The following is a 16186-nucleotide window of genomic DNA, read 5'->3' as shown; positions in this document are numbered from 1 at the left end:
CTAAAATCGCAAAATAGATACATGCATTTTTTAATAAACTTACAACATTTACATATTAACTTCTTTAAGATTCCATGCATAGCACTATCTTTGCGGCATGTCAACACAACTAAAGAATCTATCTGATTTTTCTCACACTACAGTTCCGAATGGTGCAAATTATAAATTCGGAATTATTGTTGCCGAATGGAATGCGGAAATCACAGGCGCATTGTACCATGGAGCTTTAAAAACACTTTTAGAAAACGGCGTAAAAGAAGAAAATATAATTTCTTTGCCCGTTCCTGGGAGTTTTGAATTAACGGGTGGTGCTGAAATTTTGTTAAGTAAAAAAGCGGATCTGGATGCTGTAATTTGCCTTGGCTGTGTTATTCAGGGAGACACGAAGCACTTCGATTTCATTTGCGATGCCGTTGCGCAGGGATTAACCAACGTGGGCATTAAATACAGTAAACCGGTAATTTTTGGCGTTTTAACAACCAATAACCTGGAGCAGGCTCAAGACCGCGCAGGCGGAAAACATGGCAATAAAGGAGACGAAGCTGCAATTACAGCAATTAAAATGGCTGAATTTTCTTCAAACATTTAGTATTGCGTTTGATAATTATTTGTAACTTAGAAATTTAAAATCATATCTGATGAAGAAAGTTGCCATCTTATTATTGGCGGTGTTTTGCACCATTACTATTTTAGAATCCTGCTCTTCGAAACTTTGCCCGGCATACAGTTCGTATCCGGAAGGCAAGCGTAGAAGAAACTAATTATCCTTTTTTCATTTTTAGGTCATTTACAGAACTTTATGTTTTGTAAAGTGTTTAACCTACAAAATACTTAAAATAATCATGACCTGGGTTAACTTAACTTCGATTGAACAGCTTGATGAGATAAAAAACGCAAACGGTTTTAGCCTCATTTTCAAGCACAGCACACGTTGCTCCATCAGTATGATGGCCAGAAAAAATTTCGAGATGGATTGGGATGTAATTCCCGAGGATACTAAGCTTTACTTTTTAGATTTGATTGCTTATCGCGATATTTCAAATAAAATTGCCGAAGTTTTTCAGGTAGCCCATCAATCGCCGCAAATCCTATTAATTAAAGATGGCGATTGCATTTTAGAGTCATCGCACAGTGATATATCAGCCGAAGAGGTTGCTGAAGTTATTGCTGCCTAATATTGCAAAATCAATATTTCAGTTTAAAATATTAGCCACAGATTGATAGCTTAATTAACCTATTAATCTGTGGCTATCAAGCTTAATTTTTCTCTATCTTTAAAATCCTCGATGTTCTGCTCCTTGTGGCTTTGCAAAGTTCTGCATCGTCTGCCAGTGCTTTTCCATAGGTCGGAATCATTTCTTTGATTTTTGTTTGCCATTCAGGCGTTGCTAAATCTTCTTTGAAACAACGATCCAATAAATCTAGCATGATGGAAACGGCAGTTGAGGCTCCTGGAGAAGCACCCAATAAAGCGGCAATAGAACCATCGCCTGCACTTACCACTTCGGTTCCAAATTCTAATACGCCACCTTTCTTCTCATCCTTCTTGATCACCTGAACGCGCTGGCCGGCATATTCCAACTCCCAGTCTTTCAACTCAGCAGTTGGTAAATATTCTTTTAAAGCTTCTAATCTATCTTCAGGCGATTGTCTAACCTGATCAATCAGGTATTTTGTTAAATCAAGATTATGCAAGCCCGCCGAAAGCATCGGACGGATGTTGTTAAATTTAATGGATTTTGGTAAATCCAAAAATGACCCGTTTTTTAAAAATTTTGTAGAAAAACCTGCGTACGGACCAAACAATAAAGCTTGTTTACCATTGATCATCCTGGTATCTAAATGCGGAACAGACATTGGCGGCGCACCTACTGCGGCTTTTCCATAAACTTTTGCATGATGTTTAGCAATAATTTCCTCATTGGTACACTTCAACCATTGCCCGCTAACCGGGAACCCGCCAAAACCTTTTCCTTCAGGAATATCAGATTTTTCCAATAAGGGTAAAGAACCACCACCAGCACCTATAAAAACAAATTTCGCAACACGTTTACGTTTATCGCCACTTTCTAAATCCTTAACTTTGACGCTCCAGTTGCCCTCCGCATTTTTATTTAAATCGCGAATTTCGTGATTAAAATAAAGATTAACATTTTTCTGTTCTTTCAGATAACTGAACATATCACGGGTTAAAGAACCGAAATTAACGTCCGTTCCCAAATCCATTCTTGTAGCCGCAATTTTCTCATTCTTTTTACGACCATCCATAATTAAAGGCGCCCAGTCTTTTACAACATCGGCATCTTCAGTGTATTTCATGTCGCTAAACAAATCACATTTATTCAACGCTTCATAACGATTCCGGAGAAAATCCACATTTTTTTTCCCCCATACAAAACTCATATGAGGAATTTTACGAATGAAATTTTCGGGATTTGAAACCAAGCCTTTTTCTATCAGATAAGCCCAGAACTGTTTAGAAACTTCAAAATGTTCGGCTATCTGAACCGCTTTCTTTATCTCTACTGAACCGTCTTTTTTCTCAGGCGTATAATTTAATTCGCAAAAAGCCGAGTGGCCTGTACCCGCGTTATTCCACGCATCAGAACTTTCTGCGGCCGCATTATCAAGTCGCTCGTAAATTTCTATACTTAAATCAGGTTCTAACTCTTTTAATAAAACACCAAGGGTCGCACTCATGATGCCGGCACCAATCAAAATTACATCTGCGTCAGTTTTACCAACTGTCTTTTTCTTTTTTGTCATCTTATTTTAAAGGAATTACAAATTTAGAATGAAATTAAATATGTAGCTAATTTTTAAACAATTAATCCTTAAAAATTGCTGAAAAATTAGAAAATAAATACCAATTTTAAGAGAGATAACAAAGTTTAATCCAAAAAAATGATTTTTCGCGTTTTTAAACGGTTTATCTAGATCAAAATTGCGAACCAGCTTTTTTCTTATTTTTGAATATGGTTAAAATAAGAAACCCCAGGAAATGACGGGGATGAAATTGTAAACCTAACCGCTCATTTAGGATAAGAAACTGATGTAAGTCACGCAGAAGATTAAGATCCATATATTTTATGAAGAATCAGGCTCTAAGTTAAAAAGCAAAAATATTTGAAATTGACATAATATTTATGACACCAAAAGAAGTTTTACAGTTGTGGATTGAGGCATTTAACAATGCAGACTTAGAAACATTGATGCTTTTATATCATGAAAATGCGATAAACCACCAGGTAGCAAATGAGCCGGTTGAAGGAAAGTTTGCGATCAGAAAAATGTTTGAAGCAGAATTTGCAAACGCTGAAATGGTTTGTCAGCCCGTGAATATCTTTCAGGATGGCGAATGGGCAATCATGGAATGGCAGGATCCAAAAGGCTTTAGAGGCTGTGGTTTTTTCAAAATCCAGGAGGGCAAAATCATTTTACAACGAGGCTACTGGGATAAACTGTCTTTTTTCAGACTTTATGACATCCCGTTATAAATTTTGCTACCTAAACCGTAATGTAGCGACATCCCCCAAAATTTAGCAAGTTCACTTGGATAGGAAACATATTATTACAACACCCAAACATTTCAATGTTACAAGATTTCAATCCTAATCCTTAACTTTGTACTATGATTGATTTACCGGTAGTACCTGCTGTAACTGAAGTTAAACGTAAACCAGATTGGTTGCGTGTTAAATTGCCTGTTGGAAAAGAATATGCGCAGGTTCGCAGTTTGGTAGATACACATAAGTTACACACCATTTGCGAAAGCGGTAATTGCCCAAATATGGGTGAATGCTGGGGTGCTGGCACGGCTACATTCATGATTTTAGGAAATATTTGTACCCGTAGTTGTTCATTCTGTGCGGTTGCAACGGGTCGCCCGCTGGCTGTCGATGTTGATGAACCTAATCGCGTAGCGAACTCGGTGAAATTGATGGGCGTTAAACATTGCGTGATTACTTCGGTAGATCGAGATGATTTGAAGGATGGCGGCTCCATTATCTGGGCAGAAACCTTACAGGCGATTCGCAGGGAAAGCCCGGTTACAACTTTAGAAACCTTAATCCCCGATTTTAAAGGGCAATGGGATAATTTATATAGTGTTTTAGAGGAACGACCTGAGGTCGTTTCACACAATATGGAAACTGTTAAGCGATTAACCAGACAAGTGCGCATTCAGGCTAAATACGATAGAAGCTTAGAAGCTTTAAAAAGAATTTCCGAATTCGGATTAAGAACAAAGACCGGCATTATGCTTGGGCTTGGTGAAACTGAAGATGACATTTTCGAAGCTATGGATGATTTGGTTGCAAATGGCGTTCATATTTTAACTTTAGGTCAGTATTTACAACCTACCCGCAATCACCATCCTGTAATTGATTGGATTCACCCGGATGTTTTTGCCATGTATAAGGAGGTTGGCCTTGAAAAAGGATTAAAATATGTTGAAAGTGGCCCATTAGTTCGTTCTTCATACCATGCAGAAAAACATCTTTTTCCTATAGAAGGAATCGCTTGATTTAGCTAACCATTAATGATTAGGCGATCGGTCTCCTGCATTCGCCGTTTATATAATTTATCGACCGGATGTATTTCTAAAACATTTTTTTGCTTTATGTGTTGAAGACTGTATCTTAGTAACCAATAGTGACTGCATTTAAAAAATTAACCCTAACTGAGCCTGAACTTGTTGTAGCATTGCAATCGAAAGATCCTGCTGTTCTAAAAACATTGTATAGCATGTATTCATCGGCTCTTTATGGTGTTATATCAAGAATTATTACCCATACCGAGCTCGCCGAAGATGTTTTACAAGAAACATTTGTAAAAATCTGGCAATCAGCAACGAACTATGACCAAACAAAAGGCAGGCTATTTACCTGGATGATGAATATTGCCCGTAATCTTTCAATAGATAAGCTCCGCTCAAAAGACTTTAAAAATTCACTCAAAAACCAAGATATAGAAAATAACGTAAGTTTTGTTGATGAACAGAATAAGGTGACTTTTAATCCCGATGTAATGGGCGTGAAGCAACTTGTAGAGAACTTAAAACCTGACTTACAATCGGTTCTCGATTTAGTTTATTACAAAGGCTATACACATGTAGAAGCCGCAGAAAAATTAGATTTGCCTTTGGGTACGGTAAAGACCCGAATCAGGCTGGCTATTATAGAATTGAGAAGGAGTTTTAATTGAGCGTGGAAAATTTAAAAGCATATATAGAATCTGGAGTACTTGAGCTGTACGTTTTAGGTGATTTAACACCTGAAGAGACGTTACATGTTGAGGAAATGGCATCTCAATATCGTGAGGTAAGAGATGAATTGGCTGCGATTGAGCAGGCTATGGAGCAATATGCCATGCAAAACGCTGTAGAGCCATCTACAGAAGTAGAAACACGGCTATTTGAAAAATTAGACGTTAGTGATCTAAGAGAAAATATTTTAACACCTCACACGCAGCAAGAAGAACCTAGAATTGTAAGATTCGATAACAACGCTGGTAAAGTAAAAACCTTGAGATATGCTTTAGTCGCATGTGTCGCTTTATTAATTGTAAGCACTGCTGCATTGTTTGTTACTTATAACCAATTAAACGACGCGCATGATCAAATTGCGAGTTTAAGTTTAGATAAACAGAAATATGCAGGGCTCGTTAAACAATTAGAATTTAACAACAAAGGATTGGATAATATGGTTGCCATGTTTGACAGTAAAGAATGGGCAACCATTCGTATGGCTGGCCAGGCTTTTAGTCCGAAATCTAAAATGAATGTGTATTGGAATAAAAAAGATAAATCGGTTCTGATTAACTATGTGGCAATGGATTTACCAAAAACGGATCCAGAGCACGAATACCAGCTTTGGGCTTTGGTAAACGGAAAGCCGGTAAGTTTGGGCGTTTTCGGAAAACCGGATTCAGCATCAAATGAGGCTTTGTTAAAAATGCCGGCTATACAGGAAGCACAGGCATTTGCAGTAACATTAGAACCAATGGGTGGCAGTGTAAATCCAACTATGGAGAAACTAACTGTAATGGGCGGTGTCTGATAGCTTAGCCATTAAAATATTTAAAATCCCGGAGCGGTAAACTCCGGGATTTTTTTATGCTTAGGATTTCTGGACATACTTCACTTCTTCGTAAGGCTGAACCAGAACCCAGCCCTCTCCAAAAAATTCCAGCTGAAAAGATTCACCACTTCCCCTCCCTAAAAACGAGCCGAAAGTTAAATTCGTTTTGATATTTGGGCTTAAATTTTCAGACCAGGCAACAGTTGCATTCGGGTCAGTGTAAACAGGCTGATTAGTGCTAACTTTTAACAAAAGTGGTTCCCCATGCGTAGTAATTGCAATATAACCACTGCCCGATAAGCGTACCTGGAATAAGCCACCGCTCATCATGCCAGCGATGCTTTTCAACATTTTTATATCGTTTTTAATCCCATCTTCAATTGCTAAAACGTCGTTACCATTGACGAAAATCGATTCGTTTTGAAGCCTGATGATTTTCACTTTCTTACCTTCGTCAGCTAGGTATAACTTGCCTGTGCCCGCGGCATGCATAAGTGAAGTTCCTTCCCCGGAGATGGCTTTTTTCAATAAGCCTCCCAAACCTTTACTAAGCAAACCCTCGCGTTTAAAATCTATATTTCCTATATAACCCACCATTGAGCCGGCTTTAGCCAGTATCTTCTGGTTTTTTAAATTTACTTCCAGCATGGCTGGTTTCTCCAATTCAAAAAAATCATTTTCATTCGGATTTTCCGCAGATTCCTGAATCAGTTCATTTAAAGTGTATTCTCTTTTTGTTTCCATAATTAGCTTTTTATCTGTTTGATCGAATGTAGATATTGTTTTTAGAGTAGGGAATTAATTGTTGTCAACTTTAGGATATTATAGCTGCATCAAATACATAGCTTTTTAATTTCACCTGGGATTTCCTTTGCCACACTGGATGCATTGACTACTGATCTTCGCATAGCCAAATTATCCCCCACCTTGCCATGAATATAGCAGGCTAAGATTGCGGCCTCAGATGATGAATAACCCTGAGCGATAAACGCGGTTATTACTCCTGTTAAAACATCGCCCATCCCGCCTTGTGCCATTGACGGATTGCCGGTTGGATTGATGTAACAGCTTCCTTCAGGAACACAGATAAAAGTAAATTGATTTTTAAGCACAATAATTATCTGTAGCGCCTGTGCTTTTTCTTTTGCAGTCTGGAGCCTGGACCACCAGTTTTTATGTTCACCAAATATCCTGTCGAATTCTTTCATATGAGGCGTAAGTATTGAGTTTTTGGGTAACTGTTGAATCAAATCTGGTCTTACGCCAAGTATATTTAAGGCATCGGCATCTATAACCAAAGGTTGATTCGACTGTAACAGGCTTTCGAGCAACTTATCATTTTCAGCAGAAACACCTAAGCCCGGACCAATGGCAATGGCCTGATATTTAGCCGCGTTTTCTATTGTCGTGCATTCATCCCGCGGTAAAGCCATTACTTCTGGCAGCATCGTATTGAGTGCCGTTAATCCGCTTTGTGGAATACAGGCTGTCACTAAACCGGCACCCGTGTGCAGGCAGGCCATTGAAGATAGTAATGCTGCACCCATGGTATTGGTATTGCCGGCGATGATTAATGCATGCCCGTAAGTACCTTTATGACTAAATAATTTTCTCGGTTTTAAGATGGACCGGATATCATTTTCCTGGAGCAATAAAAAATCAGAATGCTGTTTTTGGATAAAATCTTCATCCAGGCCAATATCCACCACTTCGAATATTTCAGTAGCCTGGGCAGATTCAGGGAAGAAAAAATTTATTTTCGGCCGTTGAAAACAGATCGTTTTATAAGCTTTTATCCCGTTGTATCCTACAGGAATGCTGCCCTCGGCTGGGAATCCTGTCGGCACATCAACGGCATAAACTTTTCTATTTAATTTATTAATGTATTTGACTAAATCAGCATAATCGCCGGTTAGCGGCTTATTTAAACCAGAACCTAAAATCGCATCGATAACTACATCAGTTCTAATATTTTTTAAATCAGCTGCCTTATCGATTACATCAATTTTACATTTCGACTCATTCAAACGTTGCAAATTAATAGCGAAATCAGTGCTTTGTTTATTACTGAAGTTAATAACATACACCTTAACATTTCCATATCCATTGTTTAACAACAGATGAGCAATTGCAAGACCATCGCCACCATTATTACCTTTTCCACAGAAAATAGCAATGGCTTTAGTACCATCAAATTCATAAGCTGAGAAACTTTTTACAAAAGCACGTGCGGCCTTCTCCATTAAATCAATAGAGGCAATAGGCAAATTGGCGATGGTAAATTCATCGGCATTTCGCATTTGCAGAGAAGTAAGGAGTGTTTGCATGTAACTAATATAGCATTATATGCTTAATGCACATCCCACAGGTTTTGTTTTAACACAAAGACAAAAATTTAACCGAAATAAAGTGGGATTCGCAAATTGGAGCTTCAACCCAACATAACTCCTCAACATCTTTAATAGCCGTTGGTTTAAACGCAATAACTAATATTTTCCATAAATTGCCATGCGACAAGATACTTAGCGTGAAAAATTATATTGAATACGTGTTCCCCTGTCCAGAGAATAAAAATACTATGTCTGAAAAAATAACTATCGGCGTTACCGACTGCAGCAAATTTGAAATTTACAGGGATTGGGTTTTATCTTACAATAAAAAGGTTGAGGTTATTCAACTAGGATACAAACTGAATAATTTCAATGAAATTGAAAAATGCGACGGCATCGTTTTAACCGGCGGTGAGGATGTGCATCCCAGGTTTTACAACCTGCCTGAATATTACCCATATTGCTATGAGGACGATATTGATGAAAAACGTGATGAATTTGAATTTAGGATTTTAGACTATACTGAAGAAAACCAAATTCCGGTGTTGGGAATTTGCCGTGGCATGCAGGTAGGAAATGTATTTTTTGGCGGAACGCTAATTCCCGATATTGCGGCCTGGGGAAAATTTGACCATTCAAAAATGCCGGATAAAAGTGACCGCTATCATGAGATTATTGTCAATCCATCTTCCTGGTTAAATGGCATCGTTAATATCGATAAAGGTTTGGTGAACAGCAATCACCACCAAAGCACAGGCAAAACCGGAAAAGGACTGGTTGTTAGTGCAATTTCACCTGACGGAGTTACCGAGGCCATTGAAAGACTTTATCCCGATGGAAAATCTTTTCTTTTATTTGTACAGTGGCATCCCGAACGACTAAAAGATCAGCAAAGCCCGTTTAGCAAAAATATACATGAGGCATTTGTAAATGCAATAATTAGTGGTCAATTAACTCATGGTTAAACCATTATAATGGAAGAAATTACAAATTACCGTGAACAGACCAAAAAGTAAACTGTCTTTTAGCAAACATGTTTTACGAAGTGTAAGTGCCAATCTAAATCTTTTTTAATAAATTGCGGATTAATACTTATTCGGTTAATCCGCAATTTATTATTGAATGAAAAAACTATTCCTGATAATTTCCTGCTGCATTTTTGCTGTCAACTCATACGCCCAAACCTTAGTAAACGAAACCGAAACAGGCGATGCTGAAACTGCTGTTTCAACAACTCCAATTGCCATCATACCCGAACCTGTTTCGTTAATGAAAAAAGCCGGAACATTCACCTTGCCGGAAAATATCAGTATTCAAACTTCAAAAAATGGAGATTTAAAACAATCAATAGCTTTATTGTCAGAGCGAATTGAGCGGGCAACAGGCAAGTTTGTAAGTTCGGTTGCTAATGCAACTCACCCAACAATAAAATTTATTATCAATGCTCAAAATGATGCACAGTTAGGCTTAGAGGGATATAAGTTAAATGTAAATCCAACTCAGATTGTAATTACGGCTAACAAACCTGCAGGAATTTTTTGGGGTGTGCAATCGCTAATTCAACTTTTTCCGGCCGAAATTGAGAGCAAAGAAGTTGTCGCCAATGTAAAATGGAAAATACCGTGTGTTGATGTTGTTGACTATCCAAAATTAGGATGGAGAGGATTAATGTTCGATGTTGCCCGCCACTTTTTCACCAAAGATGAAGTAAAGCAGTTTATCGATAACATGGTTCGTTATAAATTCAACCTGTTACACTTGCATTTAACGGATGACGAGGGTTGGAGAATTGAAATTAAGGGCTTACCAAAACTAACTGAAGTTGGTGCCTGGAGTGTTCAAAAAACAGGAACTTTCGGCGATTTCATTCCACCTGCAGCAAATGAACCCCGCACTTATGGAGGTTTCTACACACAGGAAGACATTAAAGAATTGGTTCAATATGCCCAGGAACGTTTTGTAAATATTATGCCCGAAATTGATGTTCCCGGCCACAGTTTAGCAGCCATTGCATCATATCCGGAGTTATCATGCACACCTGATGCCGTTAATTATAAAGTGCGTTCGGGAGAGAAAATTATGGATTGGAGTCGTGGTGCACCACCAACAGCTTTGGTTGATAATACACTTTGCCCGGCTAATGAAAAAGTCTATGTCTTTTTGGATTCGGTACTCAGCCAGGTAGCTAAACTTTTTCCTTTCGAATACATCCACATGGGGGGCGATGAAGCTCCGCATAATTTTTGGGAGAAAAACGATCAGGTAAAAGCCTTGATGCAACGTGAAGGACTGAAAACCATTCCGCAGGTTCAAGCTTATTTTGAAAAACGTGTGGAACAGATTGTAATTTCAAAAGGGAAGAAATTTATGGGCTGGGATGAAATTTTAGAAGGTGGTGTTTCGCCAACAGCATCAGTAATGAGTTGGAGAGGCATAAAATACGGAATCGATGCATCAAAAGAAAAACTTAATGTGGTGATGAGCCCAACTGATTTTGCTTACTTAGATTACATGCAGGCAGATGTTTCCACAGAGCCGAGAGTTTATGCCTCTTTGAGACTTAACAAAGCTTACCAATTTAACCCTATTCCGCCGGGTGCTGATCCAAAATACGTTATCGGAGGCCAGGCAAACCTTTGGACCGAGCAAATTTTTACTTTCCGCCAGGTTCAATACATGCTTTGGCCACGTGCTTTTGCCACTTCTGAATCTGTTTGGAGCCCTCTTGAAACTAAAAACTGGACTAATTTCGTGGACAAAACCGAGCATCATTTCAAACGTCTGGACTTAGCAGAGGTAAAATACTCACCAGCCATCTACGATCCGATAATCAATGTAAAACGATCACCCGATAAACAGTTGATGATTGAACTAACGCCTGAAATTGATGGTCTGGATATCTATTATAGTTTCGATAATTCTACCCCAGACCGTTTTTATCCAAAATATACTGTTGCATTAGTACCTCCAAAAGATGCCAGTATGTTGCGCATTATTTCCTACCGCGGAAAAGAAGTTATGGGCAGATTAATCAGCATTCCAGTCGCTGATTTACAAAAAAGGGCCAGGTAATGGGTAAAGAAATAGAACGGAAATTCCTGATAAATCCTGCTAAATGGGCAGAACTAACGAAGCCAGGTGGTAAGCATTTGCGACAAGGTTACATCTCAACAGAGCCGCATAAAACAATACGCATTAGAGTAGCCGCTGGCAAAGGTTGGTTAACCATAAAAGGGATTTCTACAGGCGCAACAAGGTTGGAATATGAATATGAAATTCCGTTAAACGAAGCTGTTGAACTCCTGGATAACTTCGCAGAAAACGAGCTTGAAAAAACAAGATATGAAATCGCTTTCGAGGGTAAACTCTGGGAAGTTGATGTGTTTTCTGGCGATAACGATGGTTTAATTGTTGCAGAAATCGAATTAACATCTGAGGATGAACTATTTGAATTACCTGATTGGATTTTGGAAGAAGTTACCCATGAAAAAAAATACTACAACTCTAATTTAACTACCTATCCTTTTAAAGACTGGCTTTAAAAAGGAATAGATAAAAAATTAAGCTTGCGCTCGTTTGTATTGAGCGCAAAACAGATGTGCGATTGAATCCCTTTTTTTACAACCCCATCTCTTTTTTTAGGAATTTTCCGGTCAAACTAATTGGATTTTGCACCAAACCTTCCGGCGTACCTTCAAATAAAATTCTTCCACCACCGGCACCACCTTCCTCACCTAGATCGATAACCCAATCGGCAACTTTAACCACATCTAAATTGTGTTCAATAACCAGAATCGTATTCCCTTTATCTACCAGTTCTTGCAGCACACCCAAAAGCACGTTAATATCCTCAAAATGCAATCCGGTTGTCGGTTCATCTAATATATAGAAGGTTTTACCCGTATCTTTCTTAGAAAGTTCAGTTGCCAGTTTAACACGCTGCGCCTCACCCCCAGATAAAGTAACAGATGATTGACCCAAGGTGATATAACCTAAACCAACATCTTTCAAAGTTTTAATTTTGCGATATATGATGGGAATGTGCTCGAAATAAACACAAGCATCTTCTATACTCATATCCAATACATCACTGATGGATTTTCCCCGATAACGCACTTCTAGTGTTTCGCGATTATACCGCTTACCGCCACATTCCTCACATGGAACCTGAACATCCGGCAGAAAATTCATTTCAATGACTTTCATACCACCACCCTGGCAGGTTTCGCAACGTCCACCCTTTACATTAAATGAAAAACGGCCTGGCTTATAGCCACGAATCTTGGCTTCTGGTAACTGTACAAAAAGGTTTCTGATATCTGAGAAAACCCCGGTATAAGTTGAAGGATTTGACCTGGGCGTCCTGCCGATAGGTGCCTGATCAATTTCAATAACTTTATCAATTTCTTTTAAGCCGCTTATTTTCTCGTAAGGAAGCGGCGTTTTTTTCGCCCTGAAGAAATGGTGGTTCAAAATCGGGTATAAAGTTTCTGTTATCAAACTCGATTTACCACTTCCTGAAACACCGGTAACAGCAATAAATTTACCTAATGGAAAATCTACAGAAACATTTTTTAAATTGTGTCCGCTGGCTTTGATTATAGAAAGTTTATGCCCGTTACCATTTCTGCGGGTTTTTGGTGTTTCGATACTCTTTGTACCATTTAAATAAGCAGCAGTTAATGTGTTCGATTTTAGAATTTGCTTAGCTGTTCCTTCGGCAACAATTTGTCCGCCATGTATGCCTGCACCCGGCCCCACATCGATAACCCAGTCGGCTTCCATAATCATATCCTTATCATGCTCCACAACTAATACCGTGTTACCTAAATCGCGTAGGTTTTTCAATGCATTAATCAAACGCTCATTATCGCGTTGGTGCAGCCCAATACTTGGCTCATCGAGGATGTACATTACATTCATCAGTTGCGAGCCAATCTGAGTCGCCAAACGAATCCGTTGTGCTTCACCGCCGGAAAGGGTTCGGGCGGTTCTATCCAGCGTTAAATAAGTTAAACCCACATCGGTTAAGAAACCTATCCTGGCATTAATCTCCTTCAAGATTTCTTTCGCAATAATATTCTGGCGTTCAGACAATCTTTCATCAACATTTTCAAACCATTTATGAAGGTTATTAATGTCCATAGATGCCAAATCAAAAATATTCATTCCGTCGACCTTGAAATGTAAGCTTTCCTTCTTTAGCCTCGCACCATTGCATTCAGGACAAGTTTTAAGCTTACGAAAGGCTTCCATATCATCAACTGCAGACTCACTTCTTTTTTCGTTTTGTTCCTCAAGCATTTTAATTATGCCATCGAAAGTAATGTTATAATTCTGAACGTTCCATTTATTATATTCAACCTCAACTTTTATTAAGTCGGGGGTTCCATTCAAGATAATATTGATGGTTTCATCGTTGAGTTTTTCTATCGGTGTTGACAGCGAAAAATTATATTTTTTGGAAAGTGACTTCAACACCTGAAACATCCAGGTATCCCGGTACTCACCAAGTGGTGCTAAGCCTCCATTTAAAATACTCAATTTCGGGTTCGGCATGACCGACTCCTTATCCACAACGAAAATATAGCCTAAACCATCGCAACGTTCGCATGCGCCGTAAGGCGAATTGAAAGAAAAACTATTAGGCTGAGGCTCATCGTAAGAAATCCCGGTGGTCGGGCACATTAAGAATTTACTAAAATGAGCAACATTGTTATCCTTATCACTAATCTTAATCACACCTTTACCCATTTTCATCGCAGTTTGTAGCGAATCCAACAGACGTTTTTTATCTTTTTGATCGATAATTAAACGATCGATAACCACTTCAATATCGTGAATTTTATATCGGTCAACCTGCATTTTAGCAGTGATGTCCTTTATCTCTCCATCAACACGCACTTTAACGTAACCTTGTTTACGGACCTGTTCAAATAGTTCACGATAATGCCCTTTTCTACCTTTTACAATAGGTGCTAAAATATTAACAGCAACACCATCAAACTTCTTAAAAATGTTATTAAGAATTTGGTCTTCACTCATGCGTTCCATCTTTTCACCTGTATTGTAAGAATAGGCGTCGGCCACTCGGGCATAAAGTAAACGCATAAAATCGTAAATCTCAGTGATGGTGCCTACCGTAGAGCGGGGATTTTTACTTGTTGTTTTTTGCTCAATAGCAATAACCGGACTCAATCCGGAAACTTTATCCACATCAGGGCGTTCCATCCCACCCATAAACTGGCGGCTATAGGCGCTGAAAGTCTCCATATAGCGCCGCTGGCCTTCAGCGTAAATGGTGTCAAAAGCCAAAGACGACTTCCCACTTCCACTTAAGCCGGTAATTACCACCAATTGATTACGCGGGAAACTAATGTCAATATTTTTTAAATTATGTACCCTTGCTCCATAAACTTCAACATCTTTTTGCTCACCAAGGTCGATAGATTTATTGCTCATATATTATAAAAAGTTGGGGAGAATCCAGAGCTAAAAACGCCGGAATTCCAATCTGCAAAAATGCTAAAAATTTTATCAAAAAGAAAGTCTAACTAAATCTGTATTAAGGATTAATTGTCATAATGCAGGGTTCTGTTTCTTAGGAAACCGGACGATAAACCAAAACGTACATAACCATATCGGTCCTTAAAATAAATGTTATAATTGTCCTCTCCGTAATAGCCTACTGCCGCCATCAAAAACACATTATGCATAAATGGGAAACTATAATTAAAATTAATTTCGGTATTTAATCGCTTACCAGCATTCCATATATTTTTTTCCGGAATTTTACTTATGGCATAACTTAACTCGGCATTTAAGCGCCAGGTTTCTTTCTCTTCTTTGCGATTGCCTTTGATTTTTGATTTCTTTTCAATTTCGTCATAGCGCCTTAGTGAAACGTTATAAAGTATTCTTGTAAAACCAAAACCATCATCAAGCGCAGGTTCATAGCGAAACCATTTGTACCATTGAAAACCGATCCTTTGATTTACAGAATAATAATATCCGTCAGGTTTTGTTGATGTTAAGTCACCAAAGCGATAAGAAAGTATTAAATAATTTGCGTTGAAATTTCCCGTTCTTGTATTGACGGTGCCATCCTCGTTCCTAGATGCAGCATCTTGACCATTGGAATGATGCGTAAAGGCCAGCTCGGCATACTTATAATGTTCAGAATTTGGATTTAACCTTGCATATAGTACGCCTCCTAAACGATAACTTGGCGTGCGAACAGCAGCAGAAAATTCATTCCTAACTCTTACTGTGAAATCGGGAATTAAAGCAAATGCGATGGGCGATTTATTACTCCCTAATAGCATATAGGTTGTCGTTAATCGTCCGTTAATTACATACTTAGCAGGCGCTCCTATTTCACCGCCAGGCGATGTATAAGCTAGATCGGCATTTTCCTTATATAAATCAATGTAAGCCTTATTTGCAGCTTCTCGTTTAACAACCAGCGAATCTCTATCGATACTTTGCCCAAAAACAAATAAGCAAGAGAAATTAAAAAGAATAAACGAAAGGAGATGTCTTTTCATTAACCAATAAACGTTGATCGACGTGAGTTGGTTTTATAATTAAAGAAAACAAATCTATTTATTAAAATCCATTCGAAAAATATAGGCTATCAAAATTCGTTTCGATAATCAGAAAACGAACGTAAGCATTCCATAGCTTTTTCAGTCCCGTTGTATGCTGCAATCTTTTCGGGAAGAGGTTATTCAGGAAGAAGGAAGTTTGTTTATAGCCCGAAAAGGATTTCCGCTG

Annotated in this window: 15 protein-coding genes; 10 read left to right on the top strand and 5 right to left on the bottom strand. The window is 38.5% G+C overall.

Annotation, left to right across the window (positions count from 1 at the left end; genetic code table 11):
* The first annotated feature begins 97 nt into the window (after positions 1–97).
* The 3 genes from ribH to ytxJ all read left to right on the top strand — a co-directional run bounded on the left by ribH (position 98) and on the right by ytxJ (position 1175).
* Positions 98–589 carry a 6,7-dimethyl-8-ribityllumazine synthase gene (gene ribH, locus ASF92_RS19870; RefSeq protein WP_056097492.1) on the top strand — a complete coding sequence of 164 codons (492 nt, stop codon included), beginning with the start codon at positions 98–100 and terminating at the stop codon, positions 587–589.
* 49 nt (positions 590–638) lie between these two features.
* Positions 639–761, top strand: a complete 123-nt coding sequence (locus ASF92_RS21520) for a hypothetical protein (RefSeq protein ID WP_255352363.1) — start codon at positions 639–641, stop codon at positions 759–761.
* Positions 762–842: 81 nt separating this feature from the next.
* On the top strand, positions 843–1175 hold the full coding sequence (gene ytxJ, locus ASF92_RS19865) for a bacillithiol system redox-active protein YtxJ (RefSeq protein ID WP_056097491.1): 333 nt from the start codon (positions 843–845) through the stop codon (positions 1173–1175).
* Positions 1176–1257: 82 nt separating this feature from the next.
* Here the strand turns inward: ytxJ and ASF92_RS19860 are convergent, their stop codons facing one another.
* Entirely contained in the window at positions 1258–2766 is a 1509-nt protein-coding gene (locus ASF92_RS19860) for a malate:quinone oxidoreductase (RefSeq protein WP_056097490.1), read from the bottom strand.
* Positions 2767–3146: 380 nt separating this feature from the next.
* Here ASF92_RS19860 and ASF92_RS19855 point away from each other — a divergent pair, with 380 nt between their 5' ends.
* The 4 genes from ASF92_RS19855 to ASF92_RS19840 all read left to right on the top strand — a co-directional run bounded on the left by ASF92_RS19855 (position 3147) and on the right by ASF92_RS19840 (position 6059).
* Positions 3147–3497, top strand: coding sequence for a nuclear transport factor 2 family protein (locus ASF92_RS19855; protein ID WP_056097489.1), 351 nt, complete (start codon positions 3147–3149; stop codon positions 3495–3497).
* Positions 3498–3631: 134 nt separating this feature from the next.
* Complete coding sequence (lipA, locus tag ASF92_RS19850) at positions 3632–4525, top strand: lipoyl synthase (RefSeq protein WP_056097488.1); 894 nt, start codon at positions 3632–3634, stop codon at positions 4523–4525.
* Positions 4526–4653: 128 nt separating this feature from the next.
* Positions 4654–5205 carry an RNA polymerase sigma factor gene (locus tag ASF92_RS19845; protein ID WP_056097487.1) on the top strand — a complete coding sequence of 184 codons (552 nt, stop codon included), beginning with the start codon at positions 4654–4656 and terminating at the stop codon, positions 5203–5205.
* A 2-nt stretch (positions 5206–5207) separates the two neighbouring features.
* Entirely contained in the window at positions 5208–6059 is an 852-nt protein-coding gene (locus ASF92_RS19840; RefSeq protein ID WP_056097486.1) for an anti-sigma factor domain-containing protein, read from the top strand.
* A gap of 60 nt (positions 6060–6119) precedes the next feature.
* On the opposite strand, the gene ASF92_RS19835 is transcribed toward ASF92_RS19840, so the two are convergent.
* Positions 6120–6824 carry an AIM24 family protein gene (locus ASF92_RS19835; protein ID WP_056097485.1) on the bottom strand — a complete coding sequence of 235 codons (705 nt, stop codon included), beginning with the start codon at positions 6822–6824 and terminating at the stop codon, positions 6120–6122.
* An 89-nt stretch (positions 6825–6913) separates the two neighbouring features.
* Entirely contained in the window at positions 6914–8407 is a 1494-nt protein-coding gene (locus ASF92_RS19830) for a bifunctional ADP-dependent NAD(P)H-hydrate dehydratase/NAD(P)H-hydrate epimerase (protein ID WP_056097484.1), read from the bottom strand.
* Between the two features lie 251 nt (positions 8408–8658).
* Between ASF92_RS19830 and ASF92_RS19825 the strand changes: the two genes are divergently transcribed.
* From ASF92_RS19825 to ASF92_RS19815, 3 genes are all read left to right on the top strand, one after another.
* Entirely contained in the window at positions 8659–9375 is a 717-nt protein-coding gene (locus ASF92_RS19825) for a gamma-glutamyl-gamma-aminobutyrate hydrolase family protein (protein ID WP_056097483.1), read from the top strand.
* Between the two features lie 157 nt (positions 9376–9532).
* Positions 9533–11482 (top strand): beta-N-acetylhexosaminidase, encoded by a 1950-nt coding sequence (locus ASF92_RS19820; RefSeq protein WP_056097482.1) that lies wholly within the window; start codon positions 9533–9535, stop codon positions 11480–11482.
* A complete protein-coding gene (locus tag ASF92_RS19815) occupies positions 11482–11952 on the top strand; it encodes a CYTH domain-containing protein (protein ID WP_056097481.1) in 471 nt (156 codons plus the stop codon). The genes ASF92_RS19820 and ASF92_RS19815 overlap by 1 nt, the downstream gene beginning before the upstream one ends.
* A gap of 76 nt (positions 11953–12028) precedes the next feature.
* On the opposite strand, the gene uvrA is transcribed toward ASF92_RS19815, so the two are convergent.
* Both uvrA and ASF92_RS19805 read right to left on the bottom strand, forming a co-directional pair.
* Positions 12029–14872: an excinuclease ABC subunit UvrA gene (gene uvrA / locus ASF92_RS19810; protein WP_056097480.1), complete on the bottom strand. Its 2844-nt coding sequence runs from the start codon at positions 14870–14872 to the stop codon at positions 12029–12031.
* 110 nt (positions 14873–14982) lie between these two features.
* The gene (locus ASF92_RS19805) at positions 14983–15957 is read right to left on the bottom strand and encodes a hypothetical protein (protein WP_056097479.1); all 975 of its coding nucleotides are present in this window, start codon (positions 15955–15957) and stop codon (positions 14983–14985) included.
* Positions 15958–16186: the final 229 nt, after the last annotated feature.

This window comes from Pedobacter sp. Leaf176, from assembly GCF_001424305.1.
Taxonomy (GTDB): Bacteria; Bacteroidota; Bacteroidia; order Sphingobacteriales; family Sphingobacteriaceae; genus Pedobacter.
The sequence above is the reverse complement of the archived record's forward strand: the minus strand, read 5'-3'. Positions and strand labels throughout refer to the sequence as shown.